Annotated in this window: 15 protein-coding genes; 5 read left to right on the forward strand and 10 right to left on the reverse strand. The window is 44.5% G+C overall.

The window, feature by feature from the left end:
- Nucleotides 1–10: 10 nt before the first annotated feature.
- Genes leuC through AC5EF3_RS08055 form a run of 3 tightly spaced genes read left to right on the forward strand, consistent with a single transcriptional unit; the run spans nucleotide 11 to nucleotide 2,843 of the window.
- Entirely contained in the window at nucleotides 11–1,390 is a 1,380-nt protein-coding gene (leuC, locus tag AC5EF3_RS08045) for a 3-isopropylmalate dehydratase large subunit (RefSeq protein WP_493547660.1), read from the forward strand.
- On the forward strand, nucleotides 1,390–1,980 hold the full coding sequence (gene leuD, locus AC5EF3_RS08050) for a 3-isopropylmalate dehydratase small subunit (protein WP_015827343.1): 591 nt from the start codon (nucleotides 1,390–1,392) through the stop codon (nucleotides 1,978–1,980). Before leuC ends, leuD begins: the two co-directional genes overlap by 1 nt.
- An 8-nt stretch (nucleotides 1,981–1,988) precedes the next feature.
- Nucleotides 1,989–2,843 (forward strand): isocitrate lyase/PEP mutase family protein, encoded by an 855-nt coding sequence (locus AC5EF3_RS08055; RefSeq protein WP_015827342.1) that lies wholly within the window; start codon nucleotides 1,989–1,991, stop codon nucleotides 2,841–2,843.
- A gap of 83 nt (nucleotides 2,844–2,926) precedes the next feature.
- Here AC5EF3_RS08055 and AC5EF3_RS08060 read toward each other — a convergent pair whose 3' ends face one another.
- The 7 genes from AC5EF3_RS08060 to AC5EF3_RS08090 form a co-directional block, all read right to left on the reverse strand.
- Nucleotides 2,927–4,804 carry a hydantoinase B/oxoprolinase family protein gene (locus tag AC5EF3_RS08060; protein WP_015827341.1) on the reverse strand — a complete coding sequence of 626 codons (1,878 nt, stop codon included), beginning with the start codon at nucleotides 4,802–4,804 and terminating at the stop codon, nucleotides 2,927–2,929.
- 5 nt (nucleotides 4,805–4,809) lie between these two features.
- Nucleotides 4,810–6,861 (reverse strand): hydantoinase/oxoprolinase family protein, encoded by a 2,052-nt coding sequence (locus AC5EF3_RS08065; protein WP_493547661.1) that lies wholly within the window; start codon nucleotides 6,859–6,861, stop codon nucleotides 4,810–4,812.
- Nucleotides 6,862–6,942: 81 nt separating this feature from the next.
- Complete coding sequence (locus tag AC5EF3_RS08070) at nucleotides 6,943–7,950, reverse strand: zinc-binding dehydrogenase (protein ID WP_015827339.1); 1,008 nt, start codon at nucleotides 7,948–7,950, stop codon at nucleotides 6,943–6,945.
- The gene (locus AC5EF3_RS08075; protein ID WP_493547662.1) at nucleotides 7,947–9,560 is read right to left on the reverse strand and encodes an FAD-binding oxidoreductase; all 1,614 of its coding nucleotides are present in this window, start codon (nucleotides 9,558–9,560) and stop codon (nucleotides 7,947–7,949) included. The genes AC5EF3_RS08070 and AC5EF3_RS08075 overlap by 4 nt, the downstream gene beginning before the upstream one ends.
- Before the next feature lie 95 nt (nucleotides 9,561–9,655).
- The gene (locus AC5EF3_RS08080; protein WP_493547663.1) at nucleotides 9,656–11,047 is read right to left on the reverse strand and encodes an FAD-dependent oxidoreductase; all 1,392 of its coding nucleotides are present in this window, start codon (nucleotides 11,045–11,047) and stop codon (nucleotides 9,656–9,658) included.
- Nucleotides 11,047–11,400 carry a hypothetical protein gene (locus AC5EF3_RS08085; RefSeq protein WP_493547664.1) on the reverse strand — a complete coding sequence of 118 codons (354 nt, stop codon included), beginning with the start codon at nucleotides 11,398–11,400 and terminating at the stop codon, nucleotides 11,047–11,049. Before AC5EF3_RS08085 ends, AC5EF3_RS08080 begins: the two co-directional genes overlap by 1 nt.
- Nucleotides 11,400–12,617, reverse strand: coding sequence for a class I SAM-dependent methyltransferase (locus AC5EF3_RS08090; protein WP_493547712.1), 1,218 nt, complete (start codon nucleotides 12,615–12,617; stop codon nucleotides 11,400–11,402). Before AC5EF3_RS08090 ends, AC5EF3_RS08085 begins: the two co-directional genes overlap by 1 nt.
- A 77-nt stretch (nucleotides 12,618–12,694) precedes the next feature.
- On the opposite strand from AC5EF3_RS08090, the gene AC5EF3_RS08095 reads away from it, so the two are divergent.
- On the forward strand, nucleotides 12,695–13,009 hold the full coding sequence (locus AC5EF3_RS08095; protein WP_493547665.1) for an REDY-like protein HapK: 315 nt from the start codon (nucleotides 12,695–12,697) through the stop codon (nucleotides 13,007–13,009).
- Nucleotides 13,006–13,842, forward strand: coding sequence for an SDR family NAD(P)-dependent oxidoreductase (locus AC5EF3_RS08100; protein WP_493547666.1), 837 nt, complete (start codon nucleotides 13,006–13,008; stop codon nucleotides 13,840–13,842). Before AC5EF3_RS08095 ends, AC5EF3_RS08100 begins: the two co-directional genes overlap by 4 nt.
- Nucleotides 13,843–13,887: 45 nt before the next feature.
- Here the strand turns inward: AC5EF3_RS08100 and AC5EF3_RS08105 are convergent, their stop codons facing one another.
- The 3 genes from AC5EF3_RS08105 to AC5EF3_RS08115 all read right to left on the reverse strand — a co-directional run bounded on the left by AC5EF3_RS08105 (nucleotide 13,888) and on the right by AC5EF3_RS08115 (nucleotide 17,207).
- Nucleotides 13,888–15,249, reverse strand: coding sequence for an MmgE/PrpD family protein (locus tag AC5EF3_RS08105; protein WP_493547667.1), 1,362 nt, complete (start codon nucleotides 15,247–15,249; stop codon nucleotides 13,888–13,890).
- On the reverse strand, nucleotides 15,246–16,259 hold the full coding sequence (locus AC5EF3_RS08110) for a zinc-dependent alcohol dehydrogenase family protein (protein WP_493547668.1): 1,014 nt from the start codon (nucleotides 16,257–16,259) through the stop codon (nucleotides 15,246–15,248). Before AC5EF3_RS08110 ends, AC5EF3_RS08105 begins: the two co-directional genes overlap by 4 nt.
- 162 nt (nucleotides 16,260–16,421) lie before the next feature.
- Nucleotides 16,422–17,207 carry a GntR family transcriptional regulator gene (locus AC5EF3_RS08115; RefSeq protein WP_493547669.1) on the reverse strand — a complete coding sequence of 262 codons (786 nt, stop codon included), beginning with the start codon at nucleotides 17,205–17,207 and terminating at the stop codon, nucleotides 16,422–16,424.
- Nucleotides 17,208–17,353 lie beyond the last annotated feature (146 nt).

Here is a 17,353-nt window from a genome sequence, read left to right on the forward strand (position 1 = left end):
GCATGTTTCAATGAGCAAGACTCTATATGAGAAGCTGTGGGATTCGCACGTGGTTTGCGACATCAGCACAGATGCTACACTTTTATATATTGACCGGCACTATCTTCATGAAGTGAGCACCCCGCAATCTTTTGAGGCACTTAAAACAGACGAATTGAACGTCAGGCGTCCAAAAACAAATATTGCAGTCGCAGATCACTCTGTTCCGACCCTTCGTAACGGTCGCCCTATTGCAGACCCACAAGCTGCTGCTCAAATTGCCCTACTCGAAAGCAATTGCAAACATTTTTCAATCCCGTATATTCCTCTAGATAGTGATGAACAAGGAATTGTTCATGTAATAGGACCCGAACTAGGTCTCTCTTTGCCTGGAATGACTATAGTTTGCGGTGATAGCCACACATCAACGCACGGTGCTTTTGGAGCGCTTGCCTTTGGGATTGGTGCCAGCGAATGCGGAACTGTAATGGCAACACAATGCCTATTACAGAAAAAATCAAAGACAATGCGGGTGCACTTCACCGGTCAATTGCAGAACGGAGTTTCAGCAAAAGACCTTGCTTTAACCCTAATAAAAAAAATAGGAACTGCTGGTGCTGTAGGATACGCAATAGAGTTCACCGGACAACCAATAACAAATCTTTCAATGGAAGGCAGAATGACGCTGTGCAACATGGCTATAGAAGCCGGATCACGTACAGGTCTAGTAGCACCAGACGACGTCACATTTGAATACATAAAGGGCAGACAAAATGCCCCGAAAGAAATAGACTGGAAACATGCACTCAAGCTTTGGAAATCTCTTAAAACAGACACTGAAGCACACTATGACAAAGAAATACAATTGTCCGTGGATGAAATAATTCCTCAAGTAACCTACGGCACGCGACCTGATCAAGGCCTTCCAGATGATGGCCGCCTACCTTCTGGAAATACCAATGAAATCAGAGATGCATTGTCTTACATGGGGTTAGAACCAAACGCTGCTTTTTCAGATTTCAAAATTGATTATGCTTTTATTGGAAGTTGTACCAACGGCAGAATAGAAGACCTTCGAGCAGCCGCGTCTCAAATTCAAAATCGACACGTAGCAGAGGGTGTAATAGCACTGGTTGTTCCTGGCTCTGGCTTAGTTAAAAAACAGGCCGAAAAAGAAGGGTTAGACAAGGTATTTATTGATGCCGGATTTGAATGGCGCTCTCCAGGTTGTTCGCTTTGTGTCGCCATGAATAATGATCGCCTTCCACCAGGTAGTCGGTGCGCATCGACTTCCAATCGCAATTTTGAGGGCCGTCAAGGCGCTATGTCTCGTACGCATTTACTAAGCCCAATAATGGCGGCAGAGGCCGCCATTGCCGGTCACATTGTCCAAATAAAGAACCCCAATTGATGCAACCTCTTACCGTTATAAATAGCACTGCTATATCACTACCGGAACCTAACATAGATACGGATATTATATACCCAGCTCGCTTTCTAACTGACACTCGAAAAATTGGGCTTGGTGAGTATGCCTTTTACGATCGTTGTGCAAATGATCCTAATTTTCCAATTCATCGAAGAATAAAACAAGAGATTTTAATCACTGGCGAAAATTTTGGCTCAGGCTCCAGTCGAGAGCAGGCACCCTGGTCTTTAGCTGACCTTGGTTTGAGAGTACTTATCGCACCAAGCTTTGGAGACATTTTCTACGGAAATTGTTTTAGAAACGGTCTTCTTCCAATCCGCCTACCATCATCCGTTATTAACGAGCTTCATCAGTTTGCAAAAAAACAGGTTGTATTTGAAATAAATCTTATTGACTGCGAGATTAAACTCAATGTGGAAAACCGATCTGTTCAATTTGAAGTGCCATCAGATGGCCGAGAATCATTGCTCAATGGCTGGAATGAAACCACACGCATTCTTGAAAATTATACCAATGACATAATCGCCTTCGAGCAAAAGCAACGCTCGGACCAACCCTGGCTCTGGAAATAGAGAACCCTATGACTGACACAAGACTTAAAGATAAACTCCAGAAAGAAGACTTTTTTGTCGTTCCTGGAATTCACGACATGATTACCGCTGTCATAGCGGACCGTGTTGGCTTTGATATCGTTTACGGCACAGGGTATTGGTTAACCGCCTCCAGTTTAGGCTTGCCAGACGCTGGAATCGCTACCTACACGCAAATGTTGGATCGCATGTCGACACTAAAAAAGACTAGTAATGCAGCTTTGATTGCGGATGCTGATACTGGATTTGGCGGCCTGCTAAATGTTGCTCATACTGTGAAGGGATACGAAGCAGCTGGAGTATCTGCCATACAAATAGAAGATCAAGAATTTCCCAAAAAGTGTGGGCATACTCCATTCAAACGCCTCATACCCATTGAAGATATGGTTCGTAAGATTCAGGTAGCTTCAGATACAAGTGAAAATATGCTTGTTATTGCTCGAACAGATGCACGCCAATCTGAAGGCTTAGACGGAACACTTAGAAGACTGGAAGCGTACGCTCAAGCAGGTGCTGATATTCTCTTCCCAGAAGCGTTGACCAATGAAGAAGAAATGCGCAAAGCATGTAAAACATTTGATAAGCCAGTCATGGCCAACATGGCAAATGGGGGGCTGACACCTGTTCTCAACGGAAACACCTTAAAAGACATCGGCTATGCATTTGCTATTTACCCTTCTTTGACAAGTTTGATCTCAGCAGCAGCTGTCGAACAATCACTCATAAAATTACGTGACAATTTGGATGGTGAACCGGCTGACATGAAAATGTTTGATTTCAAAACTTTCTGCGAAATGATCGGCTTTAAAGAAGTCTGGGAATTTGAAAAAAAATGGGCTGATTAATTCGGTACCTATGTAAAATAAAAGCCCAGCCAGAATTTTCTGGCTGGGCTTTTATTTTATAACTTTTAATTCCAGAATGCTTCCTATTCCGCCGCTACATCAACTGAAGATTTCCATTGTGGTCGTTTCGGAGCTGGAAGCCCAGTCTCTGATTCACAATTCATTCGCAGTGTCTCAATATCTGGTCCATAGTTAAAGACACCTAACGCAGGACGTTCAGCCTTTATCTTCGCTCTTAGCATCTCTGTTCCATCAGGATCTACATTCCCTTCAGAATCAACAACAACACCATATTTTTTAGCGCCTTCAACTGTCACAAGACCTTGTATGACTTCTTGACCCACTAATGCCGACTCACGGTCCAAGGGGTCACCCCAACCTCCTCCTCCCCAAGTGATAAAGTGCAGCACATCGTTTGCTTCTACAGCTAAGTCTTCGATCTTATTAGATATAATCGTCTGCGTTCCGTCTGATTTTTCTAATATTTTACGCGCACGCGCCCCTGGCTCACCGCCGTTCACACCCCAAGGAGGCACAAACCAGCGGTCGTCATGTATTGCAATTTGTCCTGGCTCAAGAAAACGGTATGACATTTTAATACCATTGCCGCCTCTATGCAGTCCAGCACCCCCACTATCAGCCACGGTCTCATAGTTTTCTATTACCATCGGAAAATACCGTTCTAGAAACTCATTCGGTATATTGGTAAAACCTGGCCATAAAGAGTGACCGTCAGGACCATCCCCTAATGGTCGACCAGGTATGCCTCCAAAGCCTATCTGGAAAAGTTGGAAGTATTCACCTTGCTTGTCATAACCTGAATAAAATAGGTGTGGTGAAGACGAAAACCCCGCAGCATTCAAGAATTCCGGTGTCTTCTGTCCAAGTAAAGCCCCTAGAACATCAAAAATTCGTCCTAACGCATGTGTGCGTCCGGAGAGGGCTGCAGGGAATTTTGGCTTAAGCAACGAGCCTTCAGGAATTCTTACATCTATCAGATCATAAAACCCATCGTTAAACAAAATTTGTGGGTCAAAAACCATAATCATATATATGCCGAAAAACATTCTCAGCATATTTTCATTTAATAAGAAATTTATGGATGCTGGACTCTGAGGGTCAGTACCATCAAAGTCAAGGACAACTTTCTCGCCTTCTCTCCACATTGTACATTTGATTTTGTATGGTCCGAACCCCATACCATCATCACAAATGTAATCTTCGAAAGATACAGGCTCTTTTCCAATAGATGAAGCTATAAGCGACTTCATTGCTTTATAATTTCTCTCGAGAAGTTCTTCACAAGCCGATACTAATACATCATCGCCGAACCGATCAGCCATTTCAATCACTCGATTGCGAGCCACTTTACATGATGCAATCAAGGCATTTAGATCCGCAGAACACCAATCGGGTGTACGGACCTGATGCATAATTAGTTTAAATACATCTTCGTTATATTGACCTTGTTTGTATAACTTGACTGGAGGTATACGCACTCCCTCCTGAAAAATACTTGTGGCGTCAATTGGCATAGAGCCCGGTACCTTCCCCCCAATATCTGATTGATGACCAAACATAGAAGTGTAAGCAATAAGACGACCATCTTTGAAAACAGGTAATAGAACTAGCCAATCATTTGAGTGACTAATTGCGCCACTTACTGAATATGGATCAGACAACATAATCAAGTCACCGTCTTCAACAGTTCCGTCATATCCGTCAAGGAAAGCACCTATATAACTCCCAAATTGACCGACAATCATTCTACCTTTGTGGTCAGCAATAAGTGGAAATGCATCCCCCTGCTCTCTAATACCCGGTGACATAGCTGTGCGAACCAACGTTGCATCCATTTCCACACGGGCGTTACGCAAAGCATTTTCGATAATGTCGAGAGTAACGGGATCAATATCAACCTGATCAAAGGGCGCTTCATTACTTTGAATAATTTGTGCCATCTGAGTTACTCCTTCAATGTAATTAAAATATTTCCAACTGAATCGACTGTCGCTTTACAATCGTCTTCAACGAGGGTTGTAGAGTCCATTTCCACAACAATAGCCGGACCTAGAATTTGATCTCCAGCACAAAGGCGCGAGCGCTCGTAGATTGCTGCAGACACCATTCCGCCATTTATCCAAAGCTCATGATCACGTATCTTGGCTGCAGACGGGTCTCCTGTACCTTCAGGTAATTTTGCTGCTTCAAGATCTGGAATAGGTCCGAGAGCAACTGCACGCAGGTTAACAATCTCATGCTCACTATCCATATTAAAGGTGAAAAGGCGATTGTGCTCCTCGTCGAAACGACCCGTTAGCCAAGACACTCCTTTTTCTCTTAAGTCTTCAGCACACAAATCCATCGGCACTTCGAATGCCTGCCCAGAATATCGCACATCAACTTCAAAAGTAACTGTAATATCGTCAGCATCGACACCTTCTTGTAACAACTCAGCTTTCGTTGAACCGGCCATTTCCTGCAAAATAGCTATAATCTCTGTTTGAGAGGTATTCGACACAAGTTTAGAGAAAGATCTGGCAGCCTCGGTACGCATTCGAGTGGTTGCATCCCCCAGAGCACACAAAACGCCAGGAGATACAGGAGATATTGCGGGCCAACTCCCCATTAGTTTGGCCACAGCATTAACGTGCAAAGGACCAGCTCCCCCAAATCCCATTACTGCGAAATCTCGTGGGTCATATCCTTGTTGAACAGATACCATACGAAGAGCGCCAAACATATTCTCATTAACGATATCTATTATGCCGCGAGCTGCTTCATATAAATCTATTTTCAGAGCATCAGCGATTGTTTGAACTGCGGCTTTCGCACCTTCACGATCAAGCTCAAATGAACCACCCAACAAAGATTCAGGCAAATAGCCTAAGACAACATTTGCATCTGTCACGGTGGGTTGCACACCACCTTTACCATACGCGACAGGTCCTGGTACTGCTCCTGCGGACTCAGGTCCGACACGAAGCGCTCCTGTCAATTCTGGGACATAGGCAATCGAACCACCACCAGCACCAACTGTTTTAACATCAAGTGCAGACGCCCGCACAGACAAGTGTCCCACCTCAGTCGTCCTAACGCGTCTTGCCTCTAGGTTCTCAATCAATGCGACATCTGTAGAAGTTCCGCCAACATCTAAGGTAAGAATATTTCGAACTCCTGCATTTTTTCCTACCCAAATGGCTCCTGTGACGCCACCAGCCGGTCCAGACATGAGAAGATTCACCGGATGCTCTTCAGACTTTTGTGATGACATTAAACCGCCATCAGATCTCAACAAAGATAGGCGAGCATTCATGCCGGACTGAACAAGACTTTCCCTCAAATTTCTTACATAACGTCCCACAACGGGTCGAACTGCTGCATTAGCAACGGTCGTCAAAGTACGTTCATATTCCTGCATTTCAGGCAAAACCTGATGACTAAGAGAAAACGGGATGTCTGGAAGTATTTCTTGGATAAGCGCCCCAACCTGCTGCTCATGCTCGCCATTGAGATAAGCATTCATCAAGGAAACCGTTACTGCTTCAACGTCACGATTTTTCAACAATTCAAGTTGAGCTCGAATATCAGCCTCATCGACTGGCCGGAATTCTTCACCCTTGGCATTCATACGGCCTTTTATTTCGAATGTGTCATCCAGTGCAGCCATAGGTTCAGGTTTTGGCCATACAATCCAACCAGCAAGCCCACCTGGAACAAAACTGCGGGCGATCTGCATCATTTGCCGATAGCCCTCCGTCACGATTAATCCAACTCGGGCTCCCTTTCCTTCCAGAACAGCATTGGTTGCAACCGTTGTTCCATGCAACAGAACATCAACATCCGACGGCTTAATACCAGCTTGATCGCAGATCGCATTTACGCCAGTTAATATACCAACAGAACTGTCCGCAGGGGTTGAAGGGGTTTTATGACGCCAAAATTTTCCATCTTTCTCACTAAACAGAAGGAGATCCGTAAACGTTCCTCCAACATCAACACCTAGACGATAGGCCATTTGCAATCCTTTTTTTTCTGACGAAACTCTATCGTGATACTCAATCACGCCAATTTTCACTTTGCAGGGTATCTCTTGCTGTCAGCTGAGATCTACGACGACTTTCCCCATTGATCGCCCTGACAAGAGCCGATCAACAGCGTCATACACACCATTCAACCCCTTAAATTGCGGCTCATCAAAAGTAACTTTGATGTCTCCTGCAGCAAACCTTTCAAACAACCAGGTACGCGCATCCGGCCAGTGATCAGTTAGTAATCCATTCATAAAACCACGTACTGATGCGCCTTTATAATAAAGTTTATTGGCTATCCGTGGGGCCGTAACAATTTCAGGTTCTCCTTCAAGGTCCTGAGCAGCTCCCCCAACAACTAACCGCCCATGAACAGCGATATTATCTAGAAAAGCATCGAATATGCTTCCGCTAACTGTATCTACGGCGACATCAAGGCCATCTTTGAATTCCGTACCGAGCACGTCTGCTACCGACTCGGTCTTGTAATCAATTACACGATCTGCTCCCAACCCTCGAACAAACTCTCCTTTAGTTTGCCCACCACAGACTCCGACTATTCTGCAATCATGCAGCTTTGCAATTTGAACAAGTAAATGTCCTAGCCCACCTGCGGCGGCGGATATTGCTACTGTTTCTCCATTCGCTAAAGCACCTGTCTGCTTAAGAGCTACATAAGCAGAAACCCCAGTTGAAGCTAAGACGAGCCATTCTGGACGAGTGTCTGGCACTTTCACAAAATATGATGCAGGTGCTGTATTCCATTGTCTGTATCCTGAGGGAAATCGAGTTGTAACAACTGCATCACCTTCAGATAAGCCGACAACACCTTCACCGCATGCTTCAACGACTCCTAGCGCTTCAACACCTGTCAAAGTAGGTAATTGCACAGAAACATAATCAACAGCGTTACGAGCAATCTGAGTGTCAAAAATTCCATTGATGCCGCAATAAAGGTTACGAACTTTAACCTCACCTAAATCAGGATCACGTAATTCTTGGCTTACTATTTTACTTGCTTCTCTAAAGGTACTGGCAAATTTCTGTAATTGAATTGCTGTGTAATTCGTATTCATGACAAGTCTCCGCGTGCTGGAAGTCCAAGAACTCCGGGATTAAGAGTTCCATTTGGATCCATCACTCGTTTGACCGCATTCAGTATCTCAATAGAAGTCTCATCGCGTGAATTCACGTAGGGATAGGTCCGGCCAATTTGAAAATGTCCGCAACCATATTTTTGAAAAATATCCAGAAGCTCTGAACGCAACAGTTTAACCAAATCAGTTGCAGCAGGGTTTTCCTGACGTTTGGTAAGCTTCTGGATATGTGAAGCCTCCATCCCGTCTTCATGTATCTCCCGCCATCCTTGTGGCCAGAAATAAACTGGTTCTATTATCAAAGCATTGGTCGACATAGATGTGAACAAAAAGCCAGTTTGCACACTCAAAGCTTTCATTTCTTCAGCATGAGCATCATATGCAGCTTGTACTTCATCAAAAATAGCCGGTGCATTCTTAAGAGAAGCTACACAATGAATAGGAACCCACGCTTCACCTGTTGGGCCAACCATACTATTTAATGCAGGAAATGGCATTGAACGAATTATTTTAGCAATTGAATTTTCGATCTTCTTTCCATTGAATTTCTGAACAATTCGTTCTGCCTCGCTCATGTCCCATTCAACGCCCGCACTTGAGCGGCCTTCACAAATGACATGAAGAGGATATTCATCAACTCCAACAATGTTTCGTCCACTTACAGCGATCTTAGAAGCGGACATAAGTCCTTTGAGTAAAGATTTTTCTTTGCCAACAACTGCCCCAAGTGTTTTCACATCAGCCGTTAAGCTGGCGCGCGTTAATCTAACTTTTGTCAAACCTGGATCAAACGCACAAAGTTCACAGGCAACTCCGGCCCGACTGAGTTCAGCCATAGCAAGCAAAAGATCTTCACCTGTCATAAAAGAAAATGACGATTGCAGGTCATGATTTGGCATTGTCATTAGACGAAGTGTAATTTCTGCCTTAACCCCCAAAGCACCACAATCACCACAGAACAATCCTGCTAAATCTGGACCAAAGTGACGATAAAACGGCTCATCACCACCAACTCCGCGCGCACCAGTTCGGATAACAGAACCGTCAGCCGCCACTACAGTCATTGCAACAACACTCTCACTAGATGTACCGTGATGAGCAGCTCCGAACATCGCATTTAATTGTGAAATACCGCCACCAATAGTCGACTTCAACCCAGACATGGGCCCCCAAAATGGCGTCCTCAAACCCAGTGGATTTAAAGCATCATTCAATTGCTTCCACGTCACTCCAGATTCCACAGTGACGGTCATATCATCACGACTAATAGATAAAATCCGGTTCATACGGCTCATATCTAAGGATACTGTTCGAGGACCGGCTGGCACATAACCACCCGTATAGCTCATTCCGCTGCCTCGCGGCGCGATAAATGCACCAGCTTTATGGCTTAACGATAAAACCTCTTGTAGCTCCTCCAGGGAACCTGGAGACACAACCATATCGACAGTATGCTCAATTGGCAGCCATATGTCTTGACTATACAAATTTCGCGTTTCTGCATCAGTTTTAACATTCTCCTCTCCTATTAGAGAGGCAATGTCCAAGGCAAGCTTGGAACCATGTATCAACGGCGCGGTGTCAGACATCTCAAAATCAACCAATTCTACAATCAAATCTCATTTGTACTAATGTTATGACATATTAATATTACGCGCAAGCACGAAAATGAGATGAATCTATTTCAGGCTAATTTTCGTGCAATCTTGGCTGCATTTTTTCCAGCAATGCCACCCAATACAACAGCAGTGGTCAATCCCATTGCAGGCAGATACCCCCAAGAAGACGGGCCAGATACAGATCTTGCTGCACCACCACCGGCGAAAAGGTTAGAAAACGAACGGCCGTCACGGCGTACAACCCTAGCCTCACTATCTATCTGTAAACCGCCCTGAGTGTGATATAGTGCACCAGTCACACGTATATAGTGAAAACTTTCAGAGAATGCTGCTACTGAGTTTGACCAATTACGTCCCAAAGAATCCTCTCCACCGTTTTCTACAGCATTACGAATTGACAGAAATGTATCTCTCAGACTCTGTTCAGATACACCCATTCGATCAGCCATGATTTCGATACTAGAAGCAGTTTGAATAACACCCAGCTTTTTTAATTCCTGCATTTCAGGAATATGCTCACATTCCCCACAAATACGGGCGTCAAAAACAACCCATCCGGTCCCGCCAGGTTGTTCCGATAAAGGCAAAACCATGCCAGCAATATCATCCGACTCGTCAGTAAAACGCCTTCCAAGGGAATTTACAATTACCCCCCCTTCTATAAGAACATTTGGAGGTACAGAGATTCCAACAGGATCCGCCAACATTGCATATCCTTGATAACTACCCATGTCTCCAACAGCCGCACCAAGACGCTCACCGATTAATACAGCGTCGCCTTCGCTACCCTCATGTCCATTAAATCGGAATGCTTTGGTTTCCGGCATGAATTTGTGCGTCATACTTTGATTTGCGCCAAACCCACCACTTGCAAGAATAAGCGCATCACATCCAATAGTTTGCGATTCACCATCTCCACCTTTAATGACAGCCCCAATAATTTCGCCATCATCACCAATGATTATATCTACCAGTTTCGTATTAAGCAGAACATCAACCTCGACATCACTTAATCGGCGATGAAACCACTGCACCATATCTTTACCAGAATGCCCCGCCCAGCCGTGTATACGAGCGCGTGAATTGCCGTAAGAAGGCTTAAATCGCAGATCAAGCGTCCATGGAAAGTTGTGACGCTGGACCAACCACTCTAAAGTTTTTGCAGATCCTTCAGATATTAACCGACTTATGACCGGATCCGCCATTCCCTTAGTCTTTTTTTGAATATCTTGAAAAAAGATTTCGGGACTATCTTCTATTCCCGCTTCTCGTTGAAAATGCGTTCCTGCAGCGCAAAAAAGTCCCTGTGACATACCTGTCGAACCAGTAGGATTGTCATCTTGCTCTATAAGCAACGGCTCTAATCCAGCATCCCTAGCTGCCAAAGCTGCCGCAGCACCGCACGCCCCGCCCCCCACAATAAGGACAGGAACTGAAAATTCAAATGTTTGCTTCATTATCGAGCTAGCTCATCGCCAAGGTCTTCAGAGGCAACATCAGTATTAGTTGCTGATGCTTCACCGCGCTGCTGAAGAACACGAAGTACACGCGATATGTATTCTTGAACCCATAAAGCTCGCTCGTCAGCAGCCTGCTTATCTGGAGTGTAATTCTCCACTTCTGCTCTCGTCAGTATTCCCTTGCTCTCAAGCAGTCGTTCAAGTGTATCTATTCGTTGCCGTGCAACTGTGAGCTCTTGCGAAACAGAAAGCGTTATAGCCAATACTGTTTCAACTTCCTCATCCAAAAACCAAGGGCGCTTACCTGCTGGTTTTGCGCCAGCTTCACGAAGTGCAGCTTCAATGCTCATTACACTTTTCCTCCGATAACATGCCAAGCAGCTTTACGTCCAAAATCTTCGCTTTCATCTTCCGCTGCATCTGGAAACAATTCTTTATCCACCACGCCTGTCACTCCGCCGTGAATAATATTTTTAGCGTCAAACCCTGCATCGACCATCTGTTGAGTTAAGTCGATTTCATGCATACGACTCCAAAAAGGCTCATTGTTATAAAATGCATCCCAATCACGCATTGTTTGCTCAAAGATCGGCATGTTTGAAGTATATTGAGGTTGTTCTACATGAAGAACAATTCCACCAGGCTTGAGAAGGCGGCGCGTTTCATTGAATATATTTCGTAGAGCACTAGAAGAAAGCTCATGTAAAAACATAGTTGTTTGAATCCAATCAAAACTTGCATCTGGAAAACGCGAAAGATCCTCACCACTTGCTTGAACGAAACGAATATTTTCAACATTAAGAGACTTAGCTCTAGCAAGCGCGTATCTAAGTACCGGTGCTCCAACATCCACCACAGTCATTTGAGCATCAGGATATGCTTCTGCAATCGGCAAAGAACTATGGCCGACTGTCCCACCGATCTCTAATATATTTTTGGGGTGAAAATCCGGTAAATTCTGCTTTACCCAATTAACTACAGCCTTCCCACCGCCATCAGAATACTTCCCGAGCAATCCTGCTGTCGTCACAAACCCAGCATGATCGTAATTAGCACCATTTGTAACATCTCCGGCAAAATACTCACTGTGGTAACTTCCAGGCATACAATGGTGATCAACGCCCGAAACATATCTTGGAATAACAATCTCGGAATCTAACTCTAACCTATCATCATCGTTTGTAAGCTCTTTAGCAATTTCAGCTAATCGTTCACGCTGGCGTATCGCAGTCCATCTACCAGCCTGTTGACGCTGCTCCATAGTTGCTCGTCGTACCGCTGACCAGAAGCAAAAAATCGAATTTTCGAGCAAAGCTTTTCTTGCCTCATGACGGTTTGAGATGCCGTGCCCATGTTTTTTTTGAAACTTTGGTTGAACTTCTGTTTCATACGCCGCCCTCACGCCAGGAACGATGCTGGTAGATAAAAAGCGATTCATTTGAGCTAAGTAATTTATTCTTTCAACTTCATCATGGCTTGTCTCAGGAAAAACCGCATGACGACCAACAACACGATAATCTGGCGGCCCCTCATATACATGTGGCGAAGATTGAGAATTTTGTTCCACGACAGGTTTCCTTTTTGGTATAATAATATAACAATATGTGCCAGACAAAACTCAATATGACAAGAGGGAGCACACTCATGAGAATTATCGTTCTATTGAATCTCAAACCTGGAAAAGATGAAGCTGACTATTTAAAGTGGGCAAAGGAAACAGATCTTCCAACTGTAAACAGCCTAGCTTCCGTCGAAAACTTCCAGATATTGAAAGCAATTTCACTCCTTGGAAATGATGGCCAGCCACCTTACCAATATATTGAGATCCTAGACATAGCAAACATGCCACTCTTCACAGAGGAAACACGCACAAATGTGATGACTAAAGTTGCAGCTGAGTTCAATGAATGGGCAACTCCAACCTTTATTATTACCGAAGACTTGAGTGATGCATCATGAGTAAACGTTTTCTAGGTAAAACAGCCGTTATTACAGGATCAGGCAGAAAAAATGGGCTTGGTGAAGCTATTGCTATAAGGCTAGCATCCGAAGGCGCAAACATAGTCTTATCCGATATCGGTAGTTCTCGAGATATGGCTACCCCAAAGAATATGATTGGTGAACAGTCTGAAATGGAGCAAATCACTGAAACACTTCAAAATCTTGGCGCGAAAGTCACTTCAAAAGTGTGCGATGTCCGAAGCCGAGATGAGGTCTTCGCACTTGCTGATCACGCAGCCAGCAGCCATGGGAGCCTAGATATTTGGGTCAACAACGCTGGTATAGGTTATATTATGAAACCGCTGTTAGAAGTCACATCTGAAGACTGGCGCGCAGTTATTGACGTAAATTTGACAGGTGCATTTTTTGGCACCCAAGCAGCTGCGACACAAATGATTCAGCAAGGCAAAGGTGGCCGCATCATCAACATAGCCAGTCAAGCAGCTAAAAGCGGCTTCCATAGCGCACAAGCCTACACCTCATCTAAGCATGGTTTAGTCGGTCTTGCCCGTTCTGCAGCTATCGAGCTTGGTGAACATGCTATAACTGTAAACAATGTCTGCCCCAACCATGTTACAACAGGACTGGGCGCTTGGCAAAATGAGTATTTTGCTGAAAAACAAGGCAAGACACTAGAACAATATATGAAAGACATGGCTTCCAGAATACCTCTAGGTCGTCCGGGCCTCCCAAACGATACGGCCAATGCAGTAGCATTTTTATGTAGTAATGAAGCAGAATATATTACTGCAGAATCCATGAATGTTTCAGGCGGTGAAGAACCACACTAGAACCACAAATAGGCGGCGGTTTTTCACCGCTGCCTATAAAAAATTTCAATTTTCTAAAACAGAAACAAGCTCTTGATGAACATCGCTGATGAGTTCGATTTTTTCTATAAAGTGAGTAAGCTTTAAGTCCGCTTCATCTATACCACCATATGACAAACATGACCTCACCTTTTCGAGGTGCTGCTCCCTAGAGAGAGGCCACTCAGGAGCCCCAAATTGTTTGTCAACTCGAACCTCAATCCTCCGACCGTTCGTAAGTTTCGCAATTCCAACCGCCGGAGCAAATGCAGACCAATCTGTGGTTCCGTCACTTTCAACAAATATCTTCTCGGATAAATTCAAAAGCTTTGGATCGTCCAAGTTAGAGCGGGTAAAGTCGGATAACGATACCCCCCCCTTATGCAAAACATTTGCACCGAGCCAAGCAAAACAAAGTCGAGCATAGCTTACACTCATACCGGAAAAGGGTCGCCTACCCACCAAACGTTCAATTAAAGGCGGCGCTCTATAAACAAACCGATCCAGTGACTCTGTTGTTAAATTTTCGCTTTCAACCAAGTTTTGGAGCGCTACTATTGCTCCATGCGCAGCCCTTCCTGTCGGAAACGGCTTCCAACTCACTTCTTGAATTCGATGATACCCTTCTTGAATCTTTAACGTAGCATCTAAATCCGCATCATTCTCAAATAACGAAAAATAGCCAAACGGTCCTTCTAACGAATTGGATGGAGCTGGAAACCCAGCAACTGCCAAATCTACAGCTTCTATTGCTGAGCGAGCTGCTCCAGCAACCTGCAAGGCAAGAGTTGGTTTTCCTTCAACATGAGCCTGCATGGTACCACTACAAAAGGACAAGGCATGCCCGAATGCTTGCCGAACAACATTATACTTCAATTGCCGCATGTGAGAAACCGCAATGACCGCACCGAAAATCCCTGCAGTAGCGGGGCGAAAGAATTTCAAACTGCCATTTACTGCAACACCTAAAGACGCAACGACTTCTACCCCCGCAATGAGAGCCGCTAAAAATTGTCGACCATCAACAGGGGCTTCACCCGCTTCAGCTAACAAAACGGAAGCAACAGAAGCCATAGGATGCGCTACGGCTGGTTCATGAACACAATCAAATTCCTGACAATGAATCTGGTAAGCATTTACAAACGCAGCATAAGGTGCGGCCAACCGCACCCCCGACCGACCTAAAAGAAAAGAAGAACCATCTCCGCAACTCCATTTTTGCGCTTGCGCACTCACAATGTCGGCTAAAGGTTCATTACGTCCCGCCACACCAACCGCCAATGTATCATGAAGAAATGTCTTCGCAGCAACACGGCTGGCATTTGATATAGCCTCCCAATGGATAGCAAGAGCGCCCTCAATCAATCTTTGGGTTGCATTTTCGCTCATAATTCAACAAGCACTTTTCCCATATGCCCGCCAGCTTCAAGGTAAGAATACGCTTCAGGCGTTTGCTCAAAAGGAAAAACTCGATCGATAACAGGCTCAATCTGATTTTCCGCTGCGGCGTTTACCAAAGCACAAAGCATCTCACGACTTCCAGCAGCTACTCCATATAGGCCTAAGTTTTTACCTATAATTGAGCCATAGTTTGCTAACCCCGTCGTCGCGGCACCCGCTAAAGCACCAATAATAGCAATACGGCCAAGTGGAGCTGCTGCATTGATTGATTGAGCTAAAGTCGCCTGTCCCGCTGTATCGACCACAATGTCTGCCCCACCGTTCAAAGCATCAAAAACAGCAGCTCCCCACTCAGGGGTTTCGCGATAATTCACAGTTACATCTGCACCCAGATTCTTCACAGCATCCAGTTTTTCATCACTAGAGGATGTAACGCACACTTTTGCTCCGTGCATCTTGGCGATTTGCATGGCAGCAATAGAAACTCCACCAGTTCCAAGCGTTACAACTTTGTCACCAGCTTTAATTTTACCAATTTCTACCAATGCATTCCAGGCTGTCAGTCCAGCAGCAGATAAAGGTACCACTTGTTGATCGCTAAGGGAATCAGGAACCTTAACCAAAGCGCTTGCAGGTATTGATACAAACTCAGCTAACCAACCATCTTCGGTAACACCTACATCACGCGCAAAAACAGCTTGAAAAAAAGGACCTCGGCTCCAAGACACAAAGTGAGGTGCGATAACGCGATCACCTTTAACAAATCCAGTTACATCCGAACCAACTTCTTCGACGCAACCAACACCTTCAGAGTTAGGAATTCGGTCTGCAGGACGTTTAGGTCCATATTCACCACAAATAATCCTAACATCGCGATGATTTAAACAAACCATCTTCACTCGGACAATTACGTTGCCTGGTGTCACTTTTGGCTCAGGCACTTCAACTGCAGTTAAAGACGAAATCCCAGCCTGCGCTCCAATGTGATATGCTTTCACGACGTTCCTCAATTCTAGACTAATATCAATTTTTGCGGCTTCTGGCTAAATTCGCCAGAATTAGCATCATTTGTATTATAAGTATACCAATTGAAGCTTTGTGTCACTAGTGGTGTGAATTTAATCGAGACATCTTTGAAAGTATTATTTTGTAAATTAACTTCAATCGTCTAAAGCCGATCCATGCAACTCAATTCGGATGTTAAATTTATCAGCTCTATAATTGGCGACAGTAACGAGAAAAGGTTGCTCATCCTTATCATAAACTGTTCGACCTATTCGCAACAATGCATCGCGAGGCTCAAGTTCTAAAGCATCTGACAGGCGTGCATCAGCTAAAATAGCGCCAATAGTCTGCTCTGCCCGTTCAGCTTTATAGCCAGCAAAATCGAGGACTTTAAGAATCGGCATTTTGGACAAATTAATCGCGGTGATATGCTCAGCTAGACGAGCAGGAACATAACTCACGACATGCCCAAGCGGCTGCCCATCCATGCACCGAATACGAATAGCACGTACGACAGGCTCGCCTTTTTTTAACTGTAAAGCGCTTGCAATGGTAAGACTAGGAATCTCCTTGACAACCTCAACAACATTAACAGTGGTGCCTGCTCCCAGAGCCATAAGCGAGTCGAGCGCCTGATTTATATCACCTTCTATAGGTTTAGCAGGTGATCTAAAGATAACCCTAGTTCCAAGCCTTCTACGACGTTCCACAAAATTGTTCTGAGCCAATTCATTAAGAACCCGACGCGCTGTTATCCGCGAGACGCTGAATAATTCTGTCATTTCTTGCTCAGTAGGAAGGACACTACCATATGGTCTCTGGCCACTCAGTATTTCGTCACGAATCTGCAAATATATCTGATGATAGAGCGGCATCGGTGCATCTCGATCTACGACGGTTTTGCGTTCACCTAGATCTTTAGGTCTCTCATCCCTAACCACGAATTCCCACTCCTTATATCAATATTTCGTCCCCCATTATATTAATTAAGGAATCGAACCACTTCCATCAATCATTCATTCTAAATATCGATTGAGATGTCATTCATATATTACATATAATATAGATAAATAAACAACAATGTTAC

It is taken from the genome of Hirschia sp., assembly GCF_058892565.1.